Genomic DNA, 23,359 nt, shown 5'->3' with positions numbered 1-23,359 from the left:
GGAAGTGTTAAAGTGCTGAGGTTTTTCTTTGTTCTCTCGATCATTACAACTGCGTCGGTTTCGACATCCGGTCTGGCTCAATCGTCATCTGTCCAGACTGCGGTGGACAAAAACTTTTTAGAGCTTGAGACTGCCGTTGTCGAAGCGGGAGCTACTCCAATCGCATCGATAGATCACGCGCGCTTGGCCAAAGCTGAAGGCGTAGTAATGCCAGCATCACGTGTACTCATTTTCTCTGATCCAGAGGTAAACACGCCCATTCTGGAAGAGAACATACGAGCAGGTTTGGACCTTCCTTTTCGCGCTCTTTCCTTCGATCAGGATGATCGCCCGCAGATCGCCTATACAGACTCTCAGTTTCTCAAAGTGCGGCATGGTCTGAATGACACCCAAGCGTTAAATACATTTGAAAGCAAGCTGCTCGAAGTTCTGAACGGCTTGGATGCAGCACCAGCGCCAATCAGCGGATTGTTTGCCGACTATGGGGTCATCGAACTGCGATCTCAGCTCAGCGTACCAGAGGCAGTCGAACGTCTCAGGACAGCCGTGATGGGGCAGGACGATACTGTCTGGTTTGGGGAAATCGATTTTGCGACCGAAGCGTCCCAACTGGGGGTGGACCTGCCGGAGGCGGTACTTTTACTGTTCGGCGGACCAGCACCCGGTGGCGTAGCTATGGCGGGCTTTCCGGCAATTGGTTTGGATGCCTTTTGCCAAAAACTACTAGTTTACGCGAATGAAGAAGGCGGCTCCGTAGTGATTTTCAATGACATCGCTGCATTGGCGGAATTGCACTACGGTTCTTCAGCCGAACCTCATTACGGTTTGAACAAACGGCTTACCTCAACATTTCGCACTGCAATTGAGTAGCCGCTGGTCGGAAGTCACAATTTTTCTGAATTGCTATATTCCGTATTTAGCTGCCCATTCTGGGCTGGGTACAGACCATCGCTACACTTAACCCCTAACGGCAATTTGCGGGCAATGTTGCCCTGGGCGCGAGTATACAGTTTTCATTCCAAAACAACGCAGCACGGCCTTGACCATACTCAGTTGCACATTTAGTCAAAATTGATCTGCCCGCTGGGACGACCCGGCTAATTACCGGCGTATCTTCAGGACGACCTGGCAGATTAGAGGTCGAACGTGACAACCAAAACCAAACCAGCCAAGAAACTGATCGAGGGTAGACCTGCCCTGATCTTAATCGACATTCAAAAGAGCACGTTTATTGATGACAGCGAAGTGCGCTCCATTGACAACATGCCGGGTTACAAAGAGCGCATGATCGCTGCGCGCGATTTGGTTGACGCCGCGCATGACAACAATGTGCCCGTCATCTTCGTTCAGGAAATCCATCGTCCCGATAAGATAGACTTCGGCCGTGAGCTGGATGGTGACGAAGACATACACTGTCTCGAAGGTGATCCAAGAACGGAAGTTGCAAAAGATGAGATGGGATATCGCAAAGGTGATTACATCGTCCTGAAGCGACGGTATTCTGCGTTTTTTGGAACCGATTTCGAAATCCTGCTGCGCGGTTTAAAGGTGGACACACTTTTGTTGTGCGGCGGGCTGACAGATGTTTGTGTACACTACACATTCGTCGATGGCCACCAATCAGACTACTTCTGCCGCGTTGTAGAAGATTGCGTTGGCGGGTCATCTTTCCAAGCCCATGAAGCTGCTCTCAAAGCTATGGAGTATCTACAAACCGGCGCTGTTCAGAACCGAGAAGCAGTGATCAATGCCATCTCGTCGCTCTAAGTTGCAATTGAACTGTTAGTACCAGTTGGGGAGCATAATTTTTAGGGTGCAGCAACGGGTGGAGTTTTTTTGTCGCCAGAACGCCTTGGACTAGCCCATTTGATGCAGAAGGTATCAACACTTTCAGTGCTAACCTTTGAGTTTTCGATTATAGACCTTCAAAATCTGGATTGCATCGTAATCCAGCCCTTGGTCCGTATAATGCGAATATGACAAGAGATATTGAAGCTAACGCTCAGAAAATCGCTGATGCCCTGACCTCTGCCCAGCAGATATCTAAACTGTCTTCAGAGACCGAACAGCTAACGCTGGATGATGCTTATTCGATTGCAAGTCGCGTCCGAGAGCTTCAGGGCAAAAAGAGAGTTGGCCGGAAGGTCGGCTTCACGAACCGCGCGATTTGGCCTGTTTATGGCGTAGATCAACCCATTTGGGGAGAGGTTCACTCAGATGGGCTGTTTTCGACTGATCAGCCGGTAAACTTGGCAAGGTATTCAGAACCGAGAATCGAGCCAGAAATCGTACTTGGCCTCGGCGATGCGCCGACGGCTGAAATGAACAATGAGCAGTTGGCAGGTTGCGTGGATTGGGTTGCCCCGGGATTTGAAATTGTTCAATCGATTTATCCCAACTGGAAATTCTCGGTCGAAGACTCAATCGCAGCACAAGGATTGCACGGCTGCCTTGTTCTTGGCGACAAAATCGAGGCGACGCATGATGTCTTGACCGGCTTGGCCGAAGTGCCTCTAGCATTGTTCAAGGGCACCGAGGCCATCGAGTCCGGCAAGGGTGAAAACGCGCTCGGTGGCCCAATTGAAGTCCTGGCTCATCTTATTTCTCTGCTCTCAGACGCCGACCAGCTTCAAGGAGGCGAGCTAGTCACAACTGGTACTTTGACAGACGCATGGCCAGTGTTTCCGGGCGAACAATGGTCAGCGGGCTTTGGTGGTGTCATGGACACCGAGCTGTCGGTGCGATTTACATGAGGCTGTAATAGAGTTGTGACGCCTACTTCACCAAAGAAAAGTTACTCTCAATAGCTGGGCGCGATAGTCTTCCACTGATTTCATCAATTCTGGAATGCAAATTATTCGATGCTATCCAAATCAGATTACATGATGTTTCTCAGGCACCCCGCCTGGCTATGGATCAAGAAACACGCCAGGCATCTGCTGCCGCCGATTGACCCTTCATTGCAAGCGCGTTTTGACGAGGGGCACGCGTTTGAGCCATATGCTGAGGAGCTATTTGGTGATCTCGTTCGCCTCGGTTTTTCAGATTTTTCAGAATACCAGGCTCTGCCCGCGCGTACTTTGGAGGCTTGGAGAAACGGTGCAAACGCAGTGGCGCAGGGACGCTATGAAGATGGAACCATAACTTGCATCTCCGACATCGTGAGCCGCAGTGGCGATGGGTACGTTCTGACAGAGATCAAGAGCGGGACATCTGCAAAGCCCGAACACACTTTTGATCTCGCATTCCAGCGTGTCGTGCTTGAGGCAGCGGGGTTCCCCATTGCGCGCTGCGAAGTGGCACATGTGAACCGTGATTACGTCAGAAACGGCGAAATCAATCCGCAAGAGCTTGTCAGCATCACTGACATCACGGATGCGGTGACTGAGCAGCTCGAAAAAACACGCACGCGTATCGATCAGGCATTGAGCGTCGTTGCCAGCGGTACGATGCCTGATCCGTCCCCTGAAAGTGCGCGCCTTAAATCCTATGGTGAATGGCTGGAGATCCGCGAAAAACTCGACCCACCTCTCGCGCATGACAGTATCCACCGCCTTCCGTTCATGAATGCGGAAAAAGCCTCGGAACTCATCGCAGACGGGATCACAAAGATTGACGAGATCAGTGATCCATCTGTGTTGGGCAAGTCGACGCAACGCTACTTGAGAGCTCTGGCGAACGGTGCACGCACTATCGATCATCAGGAGTTGAGCAGGTTTCTGAGCGAGATTGTCTATCCGGTTTATTACTTTGACTACGAGACGTCTCAAAGTTTGCTGTCACCTTGGAACGGAACGCGCCCCTATCAGCAAGTCGCTTTCCAGTATTCCTTGCATATCCAGCATCAGCCTGGCGGAGAAATAGAGCACAGGGAGTATCTCCACCGAAACGCCAGTAATCCGATGCCAGCCTTACTTAACAGACTTCGTGAGGACATGGGGGACGTTGGCTCTGTAGTGGTTTGGTATGCGCCGTTCGAAAAATCGCGCAATACGGAAATGGCGGAAACTTATCCAGAGCACGCTGAGTTTCTGGAAGGCCTAAATGCTCGTGTTGTAGATTTGATGAAGCCGTTTGCGGATGAAGTGATCAACGATCCCGCGTTCAAGGGAAGCGCCTCTATCAAGGCCGTTCTTCCAGCGTTTTTGCCAGAACTTTCATACGATGATCTGGACATCAAAGAGGGGGCGAGCGCGTCTCGCCTTTGGAAGGACGTTACACTGACCGAACCGGATGATCCAGCGCGCGAGAAGGTCTATTCTGATCTCGTTGCGTATTGTACGCGCGACACTTGGGCAATGGTCGCCATTCATCGCGAATTGCTGGCGATGTGAGGTGTGCCGCGAACCTCAAAACAACTTGCGGTGCTGCTCCCCAAGTAGACTAGGCGATTTACCGGAGTTACGGCGCCCCCAACACTTAATCTTGCCAATCCAGCCGATACAAAACGTGGTGGCCGCGTAGACCTTTCAGGAGTCTTGGTTCTATTTCAGAAAATGAGAAATCGGTTCGTCCTCCGACCATGGCGCGAGTCGCATCTGAAACGAGTATCTCGCCCGCCGCACCAACGGTCGTTATGCGTGACGCTTTATTGACCACCGTACCGAAAAAATCTCCACGAGATTGCACGACATCACCAGTATGAATCCCAATCCGGACACCGAAAGATGGCTCCTCGGAAGCCGATGCAATGGCCCCCTGAATCTTGATAGCGGCCGTTAGTGCTTCTTTCGCGGACGGAAAGACGGACAACGTTCCGTCTCCAAGGGATTTCACGAACTGGCCATGATACTTTTCAATGATCGCCGCCAAGACTTGGAAGTGGTTTTCGATCAGCACCGACCAACGCTGATCGCCCAACGCCTCCGCCAACGTTGTGCTGCCCTCCACATCAGTGAAAAGTACCGAAGCCAAACCTTCGGTTTGGACCAGCTCGGGTCCATCTTCACGCGCAGCATCAACCAGTTTTTGGATGGCCAGCTGCTCTTTACCCACGAGTTCAATATTTGGAGTGGGCACTGAAGCGTGGCGATTGATGATCTTCCAGGCCGCTCCCTCAAGGACAAAAATCAGGACGGTGCGATAAAAGACGGCTTCATCAAAGCCGACAAACTGAATCTTATGGACGAAGGATGACCATCCCGTTTCTCCGTTTTCGAAGGCCTCAGCTTCAACTTCTTCGAAAACCACGGGTGCCGGGATCTCCGCAAAAAATCCGCTAACCCCATCGCGAACTGCTTGCCCGCTCCAAAACTCACCTTCGCCTGTGCCAACGAACCTTAGTTCATCTGCTTGCGACAGAAAATCCTGCAACTCGTCAGTATTCTTCTTGGTTCTGAGTATTTCATACCAACGCCTCGAAACCGCCAGCAATTCAGGTGAGGAACGTATCATCACAAATTACTCGAGACGCTAAATGGATTGAAACTTGCAAGGTCTTGCAACCGGTATCTCCATTGTTCGAAATATGCAGGTCAATGCTGCCGCTGAGGTTTGGTCAGATCAAGACTTTTGTATTTCTCCAGAACAGAGCCCATCAGACGCAGATCAAAAGGCGCGCGCCGGTTCAGAGCGAACTATCGACGGAGTTTCTGAGTTCGAGTCCGGATCACAGGGTATCGAATTGTTTCGCCGTCAGAGAGCTACTCGACGCTGTACTGACCCGCAAAATAAGATGCATCAGTGTATCGGGCACACGCTATGCTAGAAGGTTCCCAGAACTACGCGGTGAATTTCTAAGTGCCGCACGCTCCGTCTTGACATGGTTATACGAACTGGTTCAGCTTGCGGACATGACGTTCACACGCATCCACTGCCATCGAATATCGGCCTGAGGTCGATAACCCACGCGAAATCCGTGGGAGGCAGCATTGGTATGCGGGCGAGGCTTATATCCTTGTAATTGCTCCAGATTAGAGTGCACGAGTCGGTTCGATTCCGACGCCTCCTACCATCCTCAGGAGGCGTCAGACATGGCGAACGACGTCACGAACACAATTGATTTCAACGACATCAAGCAGTCGGTCGAGAAGAACCTCGGCCGCACACCCGAAGGGTGGTCCGGCTTGGTCACGACGCTCTTCACAGAGATCAAAGAACACTGCGATCTAAAGGATGCCACCTACCCCTTCATCCTCCAGATCAAGGAAAAGCTGGGAGAGCTCCGCATCTACCACAGGTGTGATGATCGATGCATCCAGTCGATGATTGCTGCGACGATTGCACGAGCAAATCGTACCTGTGAGCGATGCTCAAACGCTGCCGAGACCCAGCTGTTGGACGGCTGGTACACTACACTGTGTTGTTGGTGCGCGCATGAAGTCGCAAGCAAGCGCCACCCTGAAAGGAAGAGGCTTTTTGGCGTTCGACAGAAGCCCATTCGAGATCGAATGACCTGCGGTGTCTGCGGATATTACGGCCAGATTGACCGAACGGATGACCGTAATCGGTGCCCCGCGTGCGTGAAGAAGGACTGGTGATGACCGCCGAACAACAGGTGATCTTCAATAGAATTATGGAAGGCAACGATGATGAGGACTACGCCCGGAAGCTCATGAATACGGGCTCGCTGGCCACAGGTCATGTCCCGCCGATTGCCCTTTGCCAAGTCTCGAGAGGGGGCTTCCATCTCAACAAGACCAAGTTCTGGAGAATGTGACTGATGGATGATATCGAAAAGAGCTGGAAGGAATTCCGGGAGAAGGTCCGAGGTGTGATCGAGGACCATGGAGCGCCAGATGATCTCCGCTCATTTGACGCCTGGTACGCCGAAGAAATGCGTTTGGTGATGGCGCACAACTACCCAGCTCCGCACGTCTCTGACGTCACATGGTCGACCGAGGGTCTGCATGTCGAGTGTGATGAACGCGAAGTGGTCGACCGTATGATGACTGCTATGGCGGAGGTTTCACACGATCTCAAAGAGGCGCGGGCCTGGAGGTCAGTGATGAGCAGTGTTGTCGACTGGAATGATATTCATGGAAGCGTCTTCAAGCAGCTTGGTGAGTATCGTGCCGGGTGGGCGGAGCAGCTTACGCTTGCACTTGAGAAAGTGAAAAGGTTGATCGACGAGCAGCCCGACCTGTTTGGTGGTGAATACCCGCCCATCGTTCAGATCAAACAGAAATGGGGAGGCTTGCGCGTCTATGAGGGCCAGGGCTGCAACCAGGCTACGAGTGAAGAGATTCAATGGCGTGTCGATCAGATTGAGCAAACCTGTGAAGGTTGTTCTAATTCTGCACAACGCCAGAGCATCCTTGGGTTTGTGACGACGCTTTGCAGTTGGTGCTACAATGATGCTCTGCGGCGGCGATTTGAGGGCGCCGAAGAATCCTGGCCCGACAGCCTGAGGCTGGACATTGTGGAAAACTATCCAGACCTCGTTTCTCCGGATTGCGCATCTCTTGTTCCTGCTGTCGGAAAGGGCTGGCTCGTCATGATTTCGCAAGCACTCCACAAGCTTTCCTTCAGTCAGGACTTCAGGGCACTGGACCCTGGAACTATTCAGATTTCGGACATTAAGAAAGGCCAGGATGGCAAGATTTGCATCGGTTTCAGTCGATACCACGATCTCATTCAGGAGTACGCTGTCTGGATGGAATTTCGATGCGGTGTGACGTGTGAAGAGTGTGGCCACGTTGGTGACATCGTTCGGACAGCCGACGGGTCTCAAGTACTCTGTTCTCACTGTTACTGTACTCGGGAGAAGTCTGATGGGTGATGACGACGACGTTGAGCTGGATGAACAAACCTTGCGTTTGCTTAGACTTCGGGAGGCTGAAATTGCGGCCGGTCGAGCAAAACTAACCAAGCCGATTACCTCGGATGAGATCCGGTCGCGAAAGGTGCCTGATCCGAAGGGTAAGCCAGATGAGTGACATGACTACAGAAGAGGAAATCCCAATTTTCGTAATCTGCGAGACTTCGGTGAACGGCCAACTTCGAGAGATTGAAGGAAAACAGATCACCGTAAAACCAAACAAGATCTTAGTTTTATCGATCAGTGTCGAGGATGTTGAGCGATGATAGATGATTTTTCAGAAGAAGATATCTTCGGGCGCCCGTTACAGGATGTTCCTCTAAATGACTTGATCGCAGAGTTGCAAGCTCGTCGCAAAGAGGGTCCGGACGTCTGGCTTGCATTGCGCAAAATGATTTTCGAGCAAATCGCCGATTTTGCACAGCGTCCGGCCGACGCGCCCAAATGGCGGGATGAATGGGTCAAAGAGAACACCTGGGGTCTAGTGACTGACGACGATGATGTCGAGATCACTGATGGTAGCGGCAACGTGTTCGACGACCTCGGGATCGAAGACCCAAGGAAGAAGACTTAGTGATGCGGGCGGAGCCTATCAGCTTGATCTTATCCGCCGTGATCATTGTCGCGTTGACGATCTACGTCAGACACATCGTCCACACTGCTGGAAAAGATCGCGAAGTCGATCCAGAGCGAGTTCAAAGGATAATGCGAGATCTAGACTACAGCCACCTGGACCGAGTGATGAACCGGCGAAGGAAGAGGTAGTGGGATGTTGAAGGTGGTTGTCTATGTTGGTGATCAAGAGGTCGCCCGAGCTGTGGCTGAGAACGATTCAGAACTCGCGGACGTGTCTGATTACAATATTCGAATGAACGAACGGGCCGCTGAACAGCTGGGCATTCAAGAAAAAGGTCTGGGCGGCCAGATTGAAGGCCACCCTCGAAGTCAGACGGTCTGGGCGCTCGTCCGCAAGATCGCAGACCTTTGGCTTGCGGGGACCGGCGCGGGCGAAGAAAGCGTTGAGGCAGAGCTGCTGCCGATGATCCGCAAGTCTATCCGCGAACTAGATGAGAGGGTCGAAAAGGAATCGAACCAGAGCGAAGATTGGAATGCTGTGATCAAGCAGATTTCTGATGACGAGCCGTATTCCCTGGGCTTCTACGCAGACAAATTTGAGTCGTGGACAGCGGACGAGATTGAAGCTCTTCGATGTGATGTGGTTGAGACAGCCACAGAGGAAGAACTAATGGCCGAGGTCGAACGCCGGCGAAGAGCTGGTCTACTGCCCAAGGAGGCCTCGAATGATGGCTTCTCAGATATGGTTGATGATCTCTGGGGCAAACTCGATACAGACCCAGACCGCTAGTACAGCGTACCTGCCGCTCTTAACCAATATTTGACATAAGAAGTCTATGGCGACTGTCGTCGTAGTAGTGCGTGCTTCTTCTAAGCTCCTCTCCTGCTAGGAACCAAAGCGCCCCAGATAAGCATTTCGCCAGCACTGCTCTGCGGAACTATGTACCACCAGTCTCTACTATGAGTATGGTTGACCGCAACCAGCCCTTAGCGGACCTTTATCACTCAGCTTTGCAAAACCGAGATAAGAATTCCCAAACACATACTCCAATTGGTCATCGACCGATCTGGGCCATAGTATCTTGCACCGCGTAATACCTTTGAGCGTTGGGAGGATGTGTCCCTAAGAAACGATCACCAGGATCAGGGACTCGTGCAAAGTACAGCGCACCTTTGAGTGGATCATAGCCAGCTTTGTAGGCTATAACGGTGCCTAGTCGATCTGCTTCCAATTCAAAGTTCTTTGAATAGCTGCGCCCGCCAACAAAGGCTCCGAGATCTTGTGCTGCGGCAATGTCATTCGGCCCGGTCCCCGCCACGGTCGCCAGACCTGCAAAAATTATTGCACCAGCCGCCGCATTTTGGGCGCGTCGCGCCAAATGCCCTTGAATGTGGTGCGCGGCTTCATGCGCCATAACAAATGCAAGTTCATCGGTATTGTTAACATCCCGTGTCAGCGCTTGAGTCATTGTGATAACGGGGCGTCCCGACTTGCTTAAACTCTGATAGGCGTTTGAGGGAGCTTTTTTGTTCGGATCAATGCGGATCAAAAAATCACAATTCACTCCCCGAGTTTGGCGGCGACATTCTCGCTCTGCAACGGGCTCTATTCGAGAGGCGACCTGCCGAAATCTCACTTGCGCCTGCTGTGAACTGACCGATGCGGTCGTGCGACCGGGATTTGGGATAGGCGCCGATGGAGGAGCCGCGGTTGACACGCATCCCGCCAGCAACAAAACAACCCATACCAAGACACTCCGCTTCATAATTGCACCTTTCTAATTTTTAAGAGCCGAAATAAAGTTCGTAGTCGTCGATAAAACAGTCCCCAGTCCCGAACCTTAGGACCTGTGTAGATTGTTATCCAATAACAGAGGATTTTGAGTGTAGTCGCTTCACGACTCAGCCGCCGTCAAAATGGTAAGCACCGCAAATGGCATGGAGTCGAACGGCCAGCCAGTTTGCGACCCGGTCATCAGCGACCTGAACCGCGTTGAACACCGCATCAGAGGTCGCTATTTCCGCTGCACGACGGCTTCAAATCTATCTACTTCGCGGCAAAGGGAATGCGACGAGTGCACGTGCAGTTAAGCGAGCGTTTCCGGTGTGGGCTTACTGTTGTCGCTCTCTGCAAGTCGCGATGGCGGCTAGTCTCAGCCTCGAAGCGGACATCCAAAACTGGGTTTTGCAATTTTCTGAGATGCGCGTTAAAGCCGCCTGTTTTCTTCCGCGTATTGCTGTTGCAGCAACTACGCGCAGTTTAGGTAACTCTGCAAGACGCGCAAATACATGGCTCCGTAGTGCGAACCCACTCTGTTTGGTGGAGTTTGTTTACGGTAAATTTGAAGCTCAATGTAGCTCCTGTGGAAAGGGCTTCAGCCGCAGTACTTTCGTACCTCAGTACCCCTCAGTCCGGTGGCCACAAGCATGCATCTGTTTCGCGCCTCGTAATAATACCCACGGGCATACCACATGACCGCTTCGGGCTCATTTCCATCCGAAACCATCCAAGCGCCACGCAGGTATTTTACAGCGTACGTCAGATTGGTCTGAGCGTCCAAGAGGTCGGAAGGCTGTCCACGAAATCCCATCTGGCGCGCTGTAGTAGGCAGAATCTGCATCAGCCCGTAATAGGGACCATTTCGAGCATTGGGACGATAATCGCTTTCTCGCTGGATCACACGGTGTACAAGGCTTCGCGGTACACCATGTGCGTCCGCAGTTTCGTTGATCATCACGCGCAGCTCAGGGGTCTCACCGGGATAAAGTCGGGCAATTGGCTCGGCGGGTTCATTGCCGCAAGCGGTAAGAAGTAGCGCAGCAAGAATGACTGTGTATCGCATCAAAATTCTCATCTCATTAGCCACAAGATTCATCAGCGCTCAACTGCGATTGATAATCAATATCCCAGGGTATTTTTGAGCGGCTTTTGGCCAGAATTGATTTGGCACCTAATACCGACGGTGCACTCTTTTTTCAGTTACAACGTGCCTCTTTTTCTGACGCTCACGCAAAAAGACAAACAGTCCCGCCCCCAGAATCAGTGAAATACCGACTGCGACAGGCAGGTTTGGGAGCTCGCCCCAGATGACCCATCCCCAGAAAATGGCCATGGGAAGACCGACATATTCAAACGGTGCCACCGTAGCCGCATCTGCCATACGGTAAGCTTGGCCGAGGCAATACCCGATGATTGCAGAATTGAATCCGAGCCCAATAAACAACCAGCGGTCAGTCCCTTCGGGCCAAACCCAGGCACGCAGTAAGAAGATCAAGCTTTCGTTCTCGAGCTCGCTCGCAAAACGCCCATCCCCTGCGACTGACCAGAACAATAGACTGACAACGATAAAGCACGCCTGTATGTACACCGCCATAGCTGAGGCTTTGGACTTTGCGCCAAGAAAACGGGTAATCACGTTGTTGAGGGCATAGGTGAAAGCAGCAAGAACCGGTAAGGCATACATCAACAGACCAACTTCACGCTCGCCGCCGGTCTCCCATGGGCGGGTCATGATCACCACGCCCAAAAATCCCACAAGCACAGCACCAATCCGCATCGGCCCAGCTTTTTCGCCAAGCAATGGGATACTCAGCAAGGTGATCATCAAGGGAGCTACGAAGAAAACAGCCGTGGCTTCCGCTAGGGGCATTACCGCCAAGGCTGTAAAGAACGTCAGATTGGCAACGACAATCAGCAGGCCGCGCAGAAGGTGAAGTCCCGGCTGATCGGTTTTCAGGATGCGCCAACCGCCCTCCATCTGGACCAGGGCAAAGCTGAACCCGATTCCGATCAACGATCTTGAAAACACCATCTGGTGCAAGGGGTAACCGCCAGACAGGAATTTGATCAGCATATCATTGACAGAAATCGCCAATATTCCAATCAGTACGAACGCAATACCAGCTGTTGGGTTTTGTAGTTTTTGTGCCGGTGTCATGGAGTGCCCCTTCGTTAGGCCACTACCATGGGCCACAGAATTGGTCACGTCGCTTTGCGATACGGGTTTTGCTCAAATATCCGCGACGCGTATCTGTGACTGGTCGCAGCCCAAACCAGACATTCAGAGTCGGACTTTGCAAAGTCCGGCGGACGGAATAGGCGGACTTTCTTGCCTATTTGAAGATCATGCAAACTTCATTCAACTTGAGAACCGGTGTGGTAGCTTGGTCGAGTGAGTTCATGAGATCAGATCAGTCCAATTGGAGAACGACCATGCGTCATATCGAGTTATTTCGGATATTACCAAAAGCGACCATAGCCTTTGTGGCTTCAGTATCGATGGCCTGGGGATGCACTGGCATCATGTTGACAGGGCAGGATGGAAGCATCGTTCGCGCAAGGACCGCCGAATGGGGGCCGTTCGATCTTGAGACAAAGATCAACATTATTCCGCGAGGTTTCACTTATACCGCAGGCGAAATGCCAGATGGGCAAGACGGAGCAAACTGGACCGGCCGATTTGGAATGGTCGGTATCAGCATGTTGGATCATGGGGCTCCCGCAGATGGGATCAACGAAGCTGGGTTGACCGCCGGGTTGTTTTATCTGCCCGGCTTCACCGAGTATCAGGAGTACGACCCTGACCTTTCCGGCAACACGATTCCCGGCGATTTGCTCGCCAGCTATGTCCTTTCCCAATTTGAGACAGTTGAAGAGGCTGCCACAGGGTTGGCGAATGTCCGTGTCGTCGGGGTCGTGGATGAGACCTTAGGATTTCCATTCCCGTTTCATATGTTGGTTGCTGACCGGTTCGGCGGAAGGATCGTCGTCGAGTACATTGATGGTGACCTGACGGTTTTCGATGCCCCGCTTGGCGTGATCACCAATTCGCCAAACTACGATTGGCACATGACGAACCTAAACAACTATGTAAACCTGTCGGCTCTTGGGCTTCCCGAAGTTGAGGCAAGCGGCGTTACTTTCGCGCCCCTGGGCGCTGGGAGCGGTATGATAGGACTGCCAGGCGACTTCACACCCCCATCCCGGTTTGTCCGCGCAGTCGCCTTTTCCCAGACAGCGCGGGAGACGCAAGGTGGCTATGACACCGTACGCGAGGCATTCCGAATACTGGACAACTTCAACATTCCTGCCGATGCCGCTGAGGGCGCTCAAGACGATGTGCAGTCGGATGACCTACTTTACAGCGCAACACAGATCACAACCGCTGCGGACTCCCTGAACCTCGTTTACTACTATCACACGATGTACGACCGAACGGTGCACATGGTTGATATGAAGCAGATTGACTTCGGAGCTATGGGAGGCGAGATGATCGTCTTTGAAACCAGCGGTGATCGCGAACCAACGTTAATCGATGTGACCCCAACGAATTGACGTTTTACCACGTGGGCCGTGGCGGCATCACCGCTAGCTGCGGCCCAATAAAACTTCGGAATGGAGGGTTTACCGCTCCAGCGAGTTACCGGCGCTAGGCTCGAAGCCGCGTTCACCACTGTTCGCACTAGTGACTGGAGGCAGCCCAAACCGGACGTTCACAGTTAGACTTTGCAGTTTCCAAAACGCCAAAGAGCGAACTTTCGCACGAGGGCTACACCCGATACCAGTTTTCAACTTCTCGGGCGGCTTCTTCGGCTTTAAAAGTAGTCTCTACCTCTGCGATTGCGTACTTTACTTCGCCTGAGCTAGCACTGATTTCTAAGACGTTCGCATCTAGGTCATGGGCTGAACCGGCATTTGAATAAATTGTATCAACCCCAATTCTGATAGCGTTTCGGTGTTGCAGTAGGTGCTCAAAAAACCGCACATAAATCATCTCCTCGTACGGAGAATGACTGTCCGCTTCAGAGATCAAACCCAATTCTGCGACCTTGGCACACGTCAAACGCCAAGCCAGTTCCATTGTGGATGGTGGCGCGTCCCTGGCCTCATCAGGATGTTTAGGGTTCGCAAACGTAGACCTTCGAATAGCTTCGAGATTGGCACGCAAGCCCTTTGTGGGAACCGGATAAATGAATTTGGTTTCCTCTGAAGCTAAGGCAGGCTCAATCTGATCCGGCTGCGTCTGGATGAACTCTGAAAACCTGTTTCCGATGATAGGGACTTCACCGACAATCATGTCTGTGGGGTCGGCATGCTTCGCCAGCCATCGCGCCAGGGCTTTCCGCCCCCACAGCCCGGCTGCCTTTCGGATCAACGGATGAGTTCCATCCGAAACATCTGGATACTTTGCGAGTATGTCTTCGGTCTGAAACGCCGCGAGACCTGTATCCCAACGCATAATATGCACGCGACGTCCCAAGGAGACCGAAATGGATATCTGCTGACGCAACAGGAATGACTTTCCTGATGCTGGTAATCCAGTGAAGAAAACCATGCGGCAACGACGTGCAGCGTCGGCCAGGTGTCTTCCAATCTCAGTGTCCGCAAAACTGTCGATAGAAATTGCGAATCTCCTAGTTCGGTGTCGGCAATAGGCTGGAGCGGCGAGCGTTCACCACCTCCAAGATTGTTGCCCAAGAAATCCGGCGATTTCACAGATGAATTGTCAACCTAAATTGCCCCAAAGTGAATTTTGCCTCTCAGTTATTCTCTTAACCACCTAATAACTCGCCGGTCTCAAAAATTGACCATTCCGCAGCACACGCTTCTTGACGAGCGTGCGTCCTTGACTCTTCACAGACTAGGAACGACAAGTGTGTATTGGTAAAAAATTACTCGCTGCCGCGATGCTGCCGGTTACGATAATCCAATGGCCTTCAGACTAATTGTAGCATGTGCCTCAGCATAGGAACGGGTTCCGCTGGGGTCTTCGCTATGAGCTCGTTCCTCGCAAGCATTTGCAACTGTCACCTGACGTGCTCCAGTCATCGCGTGACCCATGAAAGAAGGCGCCGTATGAACAGCACATGGCTCTTAAATTGCGTGCTTGATGCCCGATAGATCAGGTCTCAGGCTCAGTTTCAATCAGTCGTTCATCGTGTTTACGCGCTGCATTCTTTGTCTGATCCCGACACTCTTGGTGTTGCTCTCAGGAACGCAGCTTCCTGCCCAAGTCGCAGGCAATGCCGATGGATCGGTTTGTGACGAAGGTTTCGAAAACAAGAACGGATCGTGCCAAAGAACAGACGTACCAGAAAACGCATATTTGACGGGTAGCTCCTATGGTAGCGGCTGGGAATGCAATCACGGTTTCCAGAATGTCGGAGAACTCTGTGAGGAAATAAGAGTTCCTGAAAATGCCTATCTTGCATCAACCGGAGATCAGTGGGAGTGCAATCGGCTGTTCCAGCGTGTCGGAGAACTCTGTGAAGAAGTGATGGCACCTCAAAATGGATACGTCGAAACCCGGTTTGGCGTGCAGGAAATACACTGCAACTGGGGATTTCGTAAGGAGAACCAGGATTGTGTTGCGATAAATGTCCCGAGCAACGGCCGCCTGACTGACAAAAACAGCGCGGATGGTTGGGTGTGCATCAGAGGTTATAGGGCAGCGGATAGCGGCTGTGAGCCCGTGGCAGTTCCACAGCATGCATACCTCGCGCCTGAAACTTATTCCGGATGGAAATGCGAACGTGGTTTTCGCGCAAACCGGGACAAGTGCGTTGCGATCCTTGTCCCTTCAAACGCTCATTTGAATCGAAGAGGTGATGGTTGGGAATGTAACCGGCCGTTCACGAGACAGAACGACCAGTGCACCGAAAATGTGCCGCGACAATAAGTTAGTGGAAACCAAAGTCGCCTGACAAATCCGGAAGGACTAAGCCGTGAACTATAACTCGATTGACGAAAACCTGGGTAAAAGTCTCAAAGCCGAAAAGGCGCGTCGCCGGTCCTACAGGATTAAGATATCTATTGCGTCAGCGGTGTGTGTTGTGGCGATAATTACCGTGGTGTTTCTCTGATGCGTAAAAATGCCCCTCAAGTAACTCTTCCCGGTTCAAAGATGTCAGCTCATGGTCTGGAACAAAGAGCATTTCAGGACCGCAGTGTTCGTAAGTCGCGGAACGCTGACGTATCAGGAGTGATTGAAGAAGAATTTGGAAAGTACTTGATTAAGGCTGGCGTTCTGAGCGGCAATAGTGTTGCACGGGCATTTCCTAAGCCACCGGCTAAAACGCAGGCAATGATTGCCGATGCAGTTGGCGAAACACCAGCATTGGCCATTGAAGCCTTAAAAGAAATTCTCGAAGAACGAGACAGGAAGCGAAGCGGTCAACGCCGTTTGGAGGGAAACTCCGGCACCTTCGTTCCCAGTGAAAGAGAATATGCAGAGGCATTACGCCAGATCAGGCTCACCCCTGCGCAGGTAACAATGCTCAAAGCACTTACAATCGCAGGCAAGGAAGGTCTGACTATTGGTCACTTGTCTCAGGCAGCCTGTTACAAATCGCGCGAGGCCTGCATCAAGGTCTTCAAGAAAATCGGACTATTAATTGCTGAATATCTGGAACTCGAACTTCCCGAAGCCGGATCGGCACAGAATGATGGCGCCGCCCAGGTCCTGGCCTTTTCTCACATCGAAAGTGACGATGAGCCAGCAACTTGGATCATGCATCAGGAACTGCGCGACGCTGTTCGTTCGGTTCTATGACGTGCGTTCCAGCGCCTGCTTTTGAAGCGAAACCCGAACCGGAACAAGTGCACGAAAGGTTGCTCACGTAGCTTATGTTGGAGAAAAGACCATATCCGCTTGAATTGATCTATGTACCTGTGAAACGTGCAAAAACACTTGATCAGCAAAAAGTGCTGACGCTGGCCGAAGATATTCTGAAGAACGGCCAGAAGACCCCGATCCAGATACGCTCGGACAACAAGAGGTTCGTGCTGATTGAAGGCCTTCACCGATTAGAGGCCATTCGCGCCCTAGGAGGTGATACCGTCGAAGCCTATCTGGTCCGCGCCAGACTACACTAAATACCTATTGGAATTGGCGTTCGACAAAGCCTCGGAAAATGTCAGCAGACGTTGACTTTTTTCATCCCAAAGATGCAACCGTGCGCAATGAAGGCTCTCAAATAAAGTAATACGCTGGCAATCTTCCAACTCAGAATGGTCACGCAAAACCTCGTTTAGCCGATAAAACGGTATGCGGCTGGCGAGATGGTGAACATGGTGCACACCAATGTTGCCAGAGAACCACCGCAGGATGCCTGGCAGGGCATAGTGAGAACTGCCATAGAACGCGGCGTTCTGAAGGTTCCAGCCCTCTTCCCGATCCCAAGTCGTGTGTTCGAACTGGTGTTGAATGTAGAAAAGCCAAATACCAATGGATGATGCGACAATCACGGTTGGCAGGAAAACACACGCCAACACCTCAAAGCCTCCGGCCCATAAAATCAGAGCCAATAACCCTGCAATTGCGGCGTTTGTTCCCATCGCACTTGCCCAATACAGCCAGCCCGACCGCATGAAGCCAACAGGTAAGCGGTATTGAATAAAGAACGTATAGATCGGCGCAACACCGAACAGGAAGACGGGGTTCCGGGTCAGACGATACGCGGCACGCCCGAACCAATTCCGTTTCAGGTATTCCTCAATGGTCAATGTAGGGATGTCACCCATACCACGCCGATCAAGGTTACCGGTTGAGGCATGGTGAATCGCATGGCTTTGCCGCCAAATGTCATAGGGAGTAACGGTAAGAACACCCAGAACCCGGCCGGTCCAATTGCATGCGCGGCGACTTCTAAAGAAAGATCCATGACCACAATCATGCATGATGATGAAGATACGGACCAGAAATGCGGCATTCAGGATGGCCAGAAATATTGCGATCCAGACGCTGAATGACAACGCAAACCACGCTAGGGCCCATAGCGCGAATAAGGGGAAAACAGTGATCGCAAGTTCAAAAACACTGCGCTTCGCATCGGGCACACGGTACTGCGCGAGCACCCGCGTCCAGTCTTTAGGTTGCAACTTACTTGGTCTCCGACGGCTTATAGTCGCCCATTGTTCAAACGGGCACCCTTATGGGTGCCCGTGAAAGGTCAGGCGAGTGCCAGATTGGCGGCGCTTTCGCGTCCGTCACGGCCAGCTTCGACGTCGAAAGTAACTTTCTGACCGTCTTTCAATTCGCTAAGGCCGGAACGTTCAACTGCTGAGATATGCACGAACACGTCGCGCTTGCCATCTTCAGGCTCGATAAAGCCAAAACCTTTGGTTGAGTTGAACCATTTTACTGTGCCATTTGCCATGGTGGAAGTCTCCTAATACGTGCCGCCCGCATCATTGCGGCGACTCGGCGTGGTCGGTCTGAATCGAAAGACTGAACGCCGAATTGGGGAGACAGCAGGTCGAAAAAGAAAAACGTAAGCCTCGTGTATATGGACTTCGACTACGCACGATACAAGCCTTGATGCTTTGGCGGACAACAGAGAATTTGAGCCTGTCTGGCTTAGAACTAGGCAAGTAGAGGTGAAACCGTTGCTCTTCGATCCAAACTTGAAGGTGGCTTGGGTCAGCGGCACAGAAGACTAACGATCATTTTTGGGAAATTATCCTGCTGCATACGAGACAGCGATAAGCGTCCGTTTTGGTGCCTTGGCGAGACTTTGCAAAGTCCGCTTTCTGCGCATAGCTGACCTTAGTTTCCGGTGAAACATTTTGTACCTTGGGCTCAAGGTAACCACTGAAAGTGTACTCACGACTGGCCGTTTTTCTCGTGCGGCGGTGGTTGGCCGACGAGAGCCCAAACGCTCTATAATCGCGACTTATGTTAAATTTTAAACAGTCTCTGGATCGGGAGGCAAAATCCGCAATTCTTATACCTGAGATTAATTTCGACCTGCAATGGTTGCCCCGTATTCTAAATGAGGATTTGACATGAAAAAACTTGCAACTATCGACCTGCCCAGCACAAACGCAAACGCTTTTGAAGTGTTGGCACGTTGCCAGACCGCAGCCAAAAAAGCCGGAGCCGAACGAGCCAGAATTCAGACTTTTCTGGAGGACGCCGTTCAGGGAGACTATGAGCATCTGTTGCGTGTGGTGAAAACCCACTTCGAGATCTCTAGCGCCCAGACTTGATTAGTGAAGGCCTGGTATGCCGCCACGCAACCACGAACCCGCAGTTTGACAGCGCATTTCAGTCATTTTTCGGATAGCGCGGGCGAACACTAGGCAGCTTCAGACAGCAGCGAAGCAAGGTCACTTAGTTTTACTAAGTGCCCTCGTGTCGTCTTACCTTCCATTTGCGCACCATGGGTCTCAATCCCTTTGCTCTCAAAATCAGACAGGAGCTTTCGGGACGTTGTGCCTCTTGACCTAGCCAGTGTCGCAACGGGCATGTACTCGCTTTGAAAGATCGCAAGCTGCTGCGGCTTGACCAAGAAAGACTCGCTTGGACCATGCGGAACGGTGCGAGATCCGAGTAGGCCCAGCTTGCACCAGTGAGTTACAGCCTGGGCCTTCCAGCCCGTCAACTTTGCGACATCATTTGCGGTCCAGTCTTTTGATAACCGCTGCGTCCCAAGTTCGCGGTCGATGTCGGAAACTGAAAAATGAAACTCCCCAAGTCGCATGTTTTCTTCCGCAACAACAGGTTTGATAACGCCTGTGGAGATTTTCTGAAGAACATGCATCAAAGCAGCTCGATCAGTTGTGCGCCTCAGGTTGAGCTGATTGAACGGTATAGTTTCTCCTGCTTGAACTTGAGTGCAGTTTCGAATGTTTGTTGTGAGCTCTTTTAGGCTTTCACTGTCAATGCAACCATCAACAAGTGGAGGACGGTATTCAGCAGCAACCTCGTGGATCAATTCTGACGCGCGAAGCAGATCAAATTGCTTTCTTGTAACACCAAGGTAGTCTCTGGCTTGCAACCCATCCCAATACCGCTTCCTATCCAGATAGATGTTCGAGATTTCGAAGCGTGGAATCATCGTATGCCGGTGCCCATACCCGCTACGGGCTTGCTTTCCGGCAATTTGACCTGACTGAACCTCAGCCACCAAGCGCTGTGCAGAAATTCCCAGTTCCTTGGCCGCTTGTTTAGCCGAGACCCATTCCCGAGCTTGCAACGGCGTTAGCTTTCCCACGTAGGCTCCCTTGAACTCAGTTGAAGCAGCACGCGACACTGCATCTCTGAAAGGCTGGTACGCATCATCTTCGAACTTCATTAGTCTTTGATACCAGCTTCCGAGCATGGACGGCACAGAGTTGGATTCTGAATTTCCTGCCAGTATCAAACCTCGAACGTGTTCTTCGAACCCATTTGGCCAATGTTCAAATACAGTTGCCAACGGCTCAATCAGTTCCAACGAATCTGCGATGCTTTTGGGTGTTTGTGTTTTCCCAGACTTGCCCGTGCGGTTCTGAGCGAAACCACTCGCTAGGAAGTTAATAAAAGCGCCAATGTCTTTTGGGACCTGACGCCCTCCTGCAAGGTCAAGAAACCGCTCGCCAACCGTTGAATCTCCCGCAATCAAGGCGGAGATGATCACTTCGTGGTCCTTTGCTGCCACCCGCGGGAAATCGGAGTAGCTAAAACCACAACTGCATTTATCAAAGCCGCCGGACGTCGGACGCAGTGTGGCCTTGCAGACAGGACAAACATCTTGAAGTCGTGTTTTGTGAAGGTGACAGGCAGTCACCAAGTAGTGACGCCAAGTTTGTTGAAAAGGTAGGCCATCGGCAAGACATGAAGGGCAAATCGGATCGCTATGATGCCGCTCGAAGCGCCAGTTTAAGCTGGGTGACTCAGGGTTGGCAGAAGGGGAAATAGCAACCAACAAACCATTTTCTAAGCCCATCTCCTGCTCTAATTGCTCGATGTTCTCGACTAGAATTCGCCCATACTTCCGCTGGAACCGTGTCAAAAATTCAGAGACATCTCTGTATCCATTTACGTGGGCTAGGCGGCGCAAATATCCGATAAGGCTTTCGCCTTTCATTAGTGGTACTGAAAACAAACCCGGCACCTCATACACCTCGCATAATCGCAAGCTCATGCGACGTCATAGGCTCTACTTCGAGACCAGCATCTGCCATGACTCTGATGTATGACCTGATCAGCTCAGTATCCGATGGTGGTTCTTCTTGAAAAAACGACTGATACGGATCACGCTCTAAACCTGAATCCGTCGCTGCCCTGGCAATCGTTTTGGTGCTGTATGGTAAATTTTGGCCACCTAACGCCAGGGGCGCGCGCAGCACTTCCAACGCCACCGGCACACGCCCGCCGGAAACTCCGTACAATCGCCGCACCATATCATCTTGGTCAAACTCCAAAAGGATGCCGGACTTCTCAAGGCAATCGAAGGTAGCAAAGATTGCATCGCAGAACGCGATTCGATCAGCTTCAACGGTCCACCAATAGGGGTTCATTCGAATGGTGTTCAAACAGCGCCCCGCAAACTGCTCGTTGCTGTCCATAACCGCTTCGAACATTGGCAACCCAGCTAAAATCAGAGTGACTGAGGTTTCATCAACAATAGTCTTGAAGTGATCAGCGGCTTGTCGACGCGAGTGCCTAGTCAGAGTTTCGGCGCAATGATTCACTTCGTCGATAATGATTGTCTGGATGCCGTGTTCAACTACGAGCCGAAAAAGACGTTCTCGAATTTGGGCAGGTCGCTCTCGTTCTACAAAATCGAAGCCCATGCTTCGCAAGCAAGAACCGTAATAATCCCGCTCGGAAGGCCGTGGCGGAAGTCGACCCAGAATGACATCTGAAGATACCAGAATAGCACTTGGGCCGTTGCGGTCATTTTCAACTTGTGCCTTCAAGTCCTTTGTCAGTTCTGTCTTTCCACATCTCGTCGGCCCCAAAATTGGTATGATCCGTCCACCCTCGGATGCAGCAATTTTCAAAAGACGTTTTATCTCCGAGACAGCCCATTCGTGGCGGCTATGTCGGATGAATGCACCTTGCAGAGCTCTACTAGTTGTTTGGTCCAGCATCTTTTCTTTCGACCCTTGGCAAGTTCTTTGATCTCGTAACTGCGAGCTTATTGTGACCAACCTCTGACCGTATTTGGTCAATTAGTTGTGGTTCTTTCAAACTTCTGTTCTGCATATCAGCGGCCCGCAACTTGTCGATTTCCGCAGAGCGGTTCCTTTGCAGTTTGGTTTTTTTGCCCTGCTTATACGTCCTGCGCGCTTGGATATCTTTGTGGATCTCCAAAGCCGTTTTGATTGGTCCGTTGTGTTTCGCCTTGGGCGACCGGCATTCTCTTAGCTCACGATAAGAAAGTGCTGCCAAGTCTTTTGCTTTGTTGGACGCGCGCACCAACTCGCCTGTATGCGGATCCACGACCAAAATTTCCCTAGCATCAAGTGGAGCATAGCGTATTTCAACACGCTGGCGCGGGCCTAGTCGTCGGTACAGCCTTGCCAATTCTTCAGAGTTGTATTGCATACTCTCGAATTCGATACCGTAGTGCCACAGAGTTCGAGATTCGGATTGGATCATCAGCGCTGCGTGATGCTCGTCCAAAGACGGGGGTTCTGGCACTATGTGTTCATCTGCCAATCTGTCCCAAGCGGCGCTAGGTGTTTCACCCCGTTTAAAGATGTCTTGGACTTTTCTCCTCGGAGTTCTTCCATATTCGTCGTAGCGCCAGCGTTGCATTATTGAATTGAACACTCTTAGTGTCAGACGGGCTTCATCCATTGCTTTTTTGGTTCGATCCCGGTCGGGATATGCCTTTGACTTAGTCGCACCCGGAAGCTGGCTGACTTTGCTTCGAACTGCCCCGAACAAGTTTTCGATAAACGGCTTTTCCTGGGGTTTTCGAGGTTGCGCCCAATGGCCATGGACACCAGCAACTTCGATAAAAGCATCGATGGGTTCGCCCACGTTCTCTGAACCCTGATCCATTACAACCACTTTCGGTAGTGCGGCGATTTTTTTCCTGTTTACAATTTCGTGCTGTTCGAAAAAGTCTTCCTCTGGGTAGCTAATCATCTCCTTTAGAGCTTTGGCCACATGTTCTGATGATGGATCTGGTAGGAAGACCTGAAATGCGACAATCCAACTAGTAGCACAGTCAATCGCTGCACAAATCCACGGCCGACCTATTACCTCCCCGCTATCGTCAACCAGCATTATGTCAGCTTTTGTG

25 protein-coding genes and 1 tRNA gene are annotated in these 23,359 nt (G+C 51.6%); 16 read left to right on the top strand and 10 right to left on the bottom strand.

The genetic code is table 11. The annotated features are described in order from the left end of the window. Nucleotides 1-12: 12 nt before the first annotated feature. From GOW98_RS18630 to GOW98_RS18615, 4 genes are all read left to right on the top strand, one after another. Nucleotides 13-870, top strand: coding sequence for a DUF302 domain-containing protein (locus GOW98_RS18630; protein WP_170334783.1), 858 nt, complete (start codon nucleotides 13-15; stop codon nucleotides 868-870). Between the two features lie 276 nt (nucleotides 871-1,146). After that, the gene (locus GOW98_RS18625; RefSeq protein WP_170334781.1) at nucleotides 1,147-1,767 is read left to right on the top strand and encodes a cysteine hydrolase family protein; all 621 of its coding nucleotides are present in this window, start codon (nucleotides 1,147-1,149) and stop codon (nucleotides 1,765-1,767) included. A 209-nt stretch (nucleotides 1,768-1,976) separates the two neighbouring features. Further along, complete coding sequence (locus tag GOW98_RS18620) at nucleotides 1,977-2,753, top strand: 2-keto-4-pentenoate hydratase (RefSeq protein WP_170334779.1); 777 nt, start codon at nucleotides 1,977-1,979, stop codon at nucleotides 2,751-2,753. A gap of 129 nt (nucleotides 2,754-2,882) precedes the next feature. Further along, entirely contained in the window at nucleotides 2,883-4,334 is a 1,452-nt protein-coding gene (locus GOW98_RS18615) for a DUF2779 domain-containing protein (protein ID WP_170334777.1), read from the top strand. 85 nt (nucleotides 4,335-4,419) lie between these two features. Here the strand turns inward: GOW98_RS18615 and GOW98_RS18610 are convergent, their stop codons facing one another. Beyond that, nucleotides 4,420-5,394: an adenylate/guanylate cyclase domain-containing protein gene (locus GOW98_RS18610; RefSeq protein ID WP_170334776.1), complete on the bottom strand. Its 975-nt coding sequence runs from the start codon at nucleotides 5,392-5,394 to the stop codon at nucleotides 4,420-4,422. A 465-nt stretch (nucleotides 5,395-5,859) separates the two neighbouring features. On the opposite strand from GOW98_RS18610, the gene GOW98_RS18605 reads away from it, so the two are divergent. The 7 genes from GOW98_RS18605 to GOW98_RS18575 all read left to right on the top strand — a co-directional run bounded on the left by GOW98_RS18605 (nucleotide 5,860) and on the right by GOW98_RS18575 (nucleotide 9,125). After that, nucleotides 5,860-5,953, top strand: a tRNA-OTHER gene (locus GOW98_RS18605). Between the two features lie 19 nt (nucleotides 5,954-5,972). Beyond that, on the top strand, nucleotides 5,973-6,479 hold the full coding sequence (locus GOW98_RS18600; protein WP_170334775.1) for a hypothetical protein: 507 nt from the start codon (nucleotides 5,973-5,975) through the stop codon (nucleotides 6,477-6,479). After that, nucleotides 6,479-6,658 carry a hypothetical protein gene (locus GOW98_RS18595; protein WP_170334774.1) on the top strand — a complete coding sequence of 60 codons (180 nt, stop codon included), beginning with the start codon at nucleotides 6,479-6,481 and terminating at the stop codon, nucleotides 6,656-6,658. The genes GOW98_RS18600 and GOW98_RS18595 overlap by 1 nt, the downstream gene beginning before the upstream one ends. 3 nt (nucleotides 6,659-6,661) lie before the next feature. Further along, nucleotides 6,662-7,720: a hypothetical protein gene (locus tag GOW98_RS18590; RefSeq protein WP_170334773.1), complete on the top strand. Its 1,059-nt coding sequence runs from the start codon at nucleotides 6,662-6,664 to the stop codon at nucleotides 7,718-7,720. Next, nucleotides 7,713-7,877 carry a hypothetical protein gene (locus GOW98_RS18585; RefSeq protein ID WP_170334772.1) on the top strand — a complete coding sequence of 55 codons (165 nt, stop codon included), beginning with the start codon at nucleotides 7,713-7,715 and terminating at the stop codon, nucleotides 7,875-7,877. Before GOW98_RS18590 ends, GOW98_RS18585 begins: the two co-directional genes overlap by 8 nt. Before the next feature lie 144 nt (nucleotides 7,878-8,021). After that, nucleotides 8,022-8,333, top strand: coding sequence for a hypothetical protein (locus GOW98_RS18580; protein WP_170334771.1), 312 nt, complete (start codon nucleotides 8,022-8,024; stop codon nucleotides 8,331-8,333). A 198-nt stretch (nucleotides 8,334-8,531) separates the two neighbouring features. Next, nucleotides 8,532-9,125 carry a hypothetical protein gene (locus tag GOW98_RS18575; protein WP_170334770.1) on the top strand — a complete coding sequence of 198 codons (594 nt, stop codon included), beginning with the start codon at nucleotides 8,532-8,534 and terminating at the stop codon, nucleotides 9,123-9,125. 265 nt (nucleotides 9,126-9,390) lie between these two features. On the opposite strand, the gene GOW98_RS18570 is transcribed toward GOW98_RS18575, so the two are convergent. The 3 genes from GOW98_RS18570 to GOW98_RS18560 form a co-directional block, all read right to left on the bottom strand. Further along, on the bottom strand, nucleotides 9,391-9,900 hold the full coding sequence (locus GOW98_RS18570; RefSeq protein WP_367646866.1) for a M48 family metalloprotease: 510 nt from the start codon (nucleotides 9,898-9,900) through the stop codon (nucleotides 9,391-9,393). An 810-nt stretch (nucleotides 9,901-10,710) separates the two neighbouring features. Next, nucleotides 10,711-11,178, bottom strand: coding sequence for a lytic transglycosylase domain-containing protein (locus tag GOW98_RS18565; protein WP_254438064.1), 468 nt, complete (start codon nucleotides 11,176-11,178; stop codon nucleotides 10,711-10,713). A 108-nt stretch (nucleotides 11,179-11,286) separates the two neighbouring features. Next, nucleotides 11,287-12,273 (bottom strand): DMT family transporter, encoded by a 987-nt coding sequence (locus GOW98_RS18560; protein WP_170334765.1) that lies wholly within the window; start codon nucleotides 12,271-12,273, stop codon nucleotides 11,287-11,289. A 275-nt stretch (nucleotides 12,274-12,548) separates the two neighbouring features. On the opposite strand from GOW98_RS18560, the gene GOW98_RS18555 reads away from it, so the two are divergent. Further along, complete coding sequence (locus tag GOW98_RS18555; RefSeq protein ID WP_170334764.1) at nucleotides 12,549-13,670, top strand: linear amide C-N hydrolase; 1,122 nt, start codon at nucleotides 12,549-12,551, stop codon at nucleotides 13,668-13,670. A gap of 214 nt (nucleotides 13,671-13,884) precedes the next feature. Here the strand turns inward: GOW98_RS18555 and GOW98_RS18550 are convergent, their stop codons facing one another. Beyond that, nucleotides 13,885-14,670, bottom strand: a complete 786-nt coding sequence (locus GOW98_RS18550; protein ID WP_170334763.1) for a hypothetical protein — start codon at nucleotides 14,668-14,670, stop codon at nucleotides 13,885-13,887. A 555-nt stretch (nucleotides 14,671-15,225) separates the two neighbouring features. Between GOW98_RS18550 and GOW98_RS18545 the strand changes: the two genes are divergently transcribed. The 3 genes from GOW98_RS18545 to GOW98_RS18535 all read left to right on the top strand — a co-directional run bounded on the left by GOW98_RS18545 (nucleotide 15,226) and on the right by GOW98_RS18535 (nucleotide 17,210). Then, the gene (locus GOW98_RS18545; RefSeq protein ID WP_170334761.1) at nucleotides 15,226-16,014 is read left to right on the top strand and encodes a hypothetical protein; all 789 of its coding nucleotides are present in this window, start codon (nucleotides 15,226-15,228) and stop codon (nucleotides 16,012-16,014) included. A gap of 183 nt (nucleotides 16,015-16,197) precedes the next feature. Beyond that, complete coding sequence (locus GOW98_RS18540; protein ID WP_170334759.1) at nucleotides 16,198-16,887, top strand: hypothetical protein; 690 nt, start codon at nucleotides 16,198-16,200, stop codon at nucleotides 16,885-16,887. A gap of 74 nt (nucleotides 16,888-16,961) precedes the next feature. Beyond that, nucleotides 16,962-17,210, top strand: a complete 249-nt coding sequence (locus tag GOW98_RS18535; RefSeq protein WP_170334757.1) for a ParB N-terminal domain-containing protein — start codon at nucleotides 16,962-16,964, stop codon at nucleotides 17,208-17,210. On the opposite strand, the gene GOW98_RS18530 is transcribed toward GOW98_RS18535, so the two are convergent. Together GOW98_RS18530 and GOW98_RS18525 are read right to left on the bottom strand one after the other, a co-directional pair. Further along, nucleotides 17,202-18,017: a fatty acid desaturase gene (locus GOW98_RS18530; protein WP_367646867.1), complete on the bottom strand. Its 816-nt coding sequence runs from the start codon at nucleotides 18,015-18,017 to the stop codon at nucleotides 17,202-17,204. The genes GOW98_RS18535 and GOW98_RS18530 overlap by 9 nt on opposite strands. 269 nt (nucleotides 18,018-18,286) lie before the next feature. Then, nucleotides 18,287-18,493, bottom strand: a complete 207-nt coding sequence (locus GOW98_RS18525) for a cold-shock protein (protein ID WP_170328727.1) — start codon at nucleotides 18,491-18,493, stop codon at nucleotides 18,287-18,289. Between the two features lie 628 nt (nucleotides 18,494-19,121). On the opposite strand from GOW98_RS18525, the gene GOW98_RS18520 reads away from it, so the two are divergent. Continuing rightward, nucleotides 19,122-19,325, top strand: a complete 204-nt coding sequence (locus GOW98_RS18520; RefSeq protein WP_170334753.1) for a hypothetical protein — start codon at nucleotides 19,122-19,124, stop codon at nucleotides 19,323-19,325. 89 nt (nucleotides 19,326-19,414) lie between these two features. Here GOW98_RS18520 and GOW98_RS18515 read toward each other — a convergent pair whose 3' ends face one another. From GOW98_RS18515 to GOW98_RS26330, 3 genes are read right to left on the bottom strand one after another with little or no spacing between them, the layout of a single operon-like run. Next, a complete protein-coding gene (locus GOW98_RS18515; RefSeq protein ID WP_170334751.1) occupies nucleotides 19,415-21,244 on the bottom strand; it encodes a TniQ family protein in 1,830 nt (609 codons plus the stop codon). Then, the gene (locus tag GOW98_RS18510; protein ID WP_170334750.1) at nucleotides 21,216-22,196 is read right to left on the bottom strand and encodes a TniB family NTP-binding protein; all 981 of its coding nucleotides are present in this window, start codon (nucleotides 22,194-22,196) and stop codon (nucleotides 21,216-21,218) included. Before GOW98_RS18510 ends, GOW98_RS18515 begins: the two co-directional genes overlap by 29 nt. After that, nucleotides 22,177-23,343 (bottom strand): transposase family protein, encoded by a 1,167-nt coding sequence (locus GOW98_RS26330; protein ID WP_254438063.1) that lies wholly within the window; start codon nucleotides 23,341-23,343, stop codon nucleotides 22,177-22,179. The genes GOW98_RS18510 and GOW98_RS26330 overlap by 20 nt, the downstream gene beginning before the upstream one ends. Nucleotides 23,344-23,359 lie beyond the last annotated feature (16 nt).

The organism is Ruegeria arenilitoris (assembly GCF_013032445.1).
GTDB lineage: Bacteria > Pseudomonadota > Alphaproteobacteria > Rhodobacterales > Rhodobacteraceae > Ruegeria > Ruegeria arenilitoris_F.
This window is presented reverse-complemented; position numbering and strand designations above follow the sequence as displayed.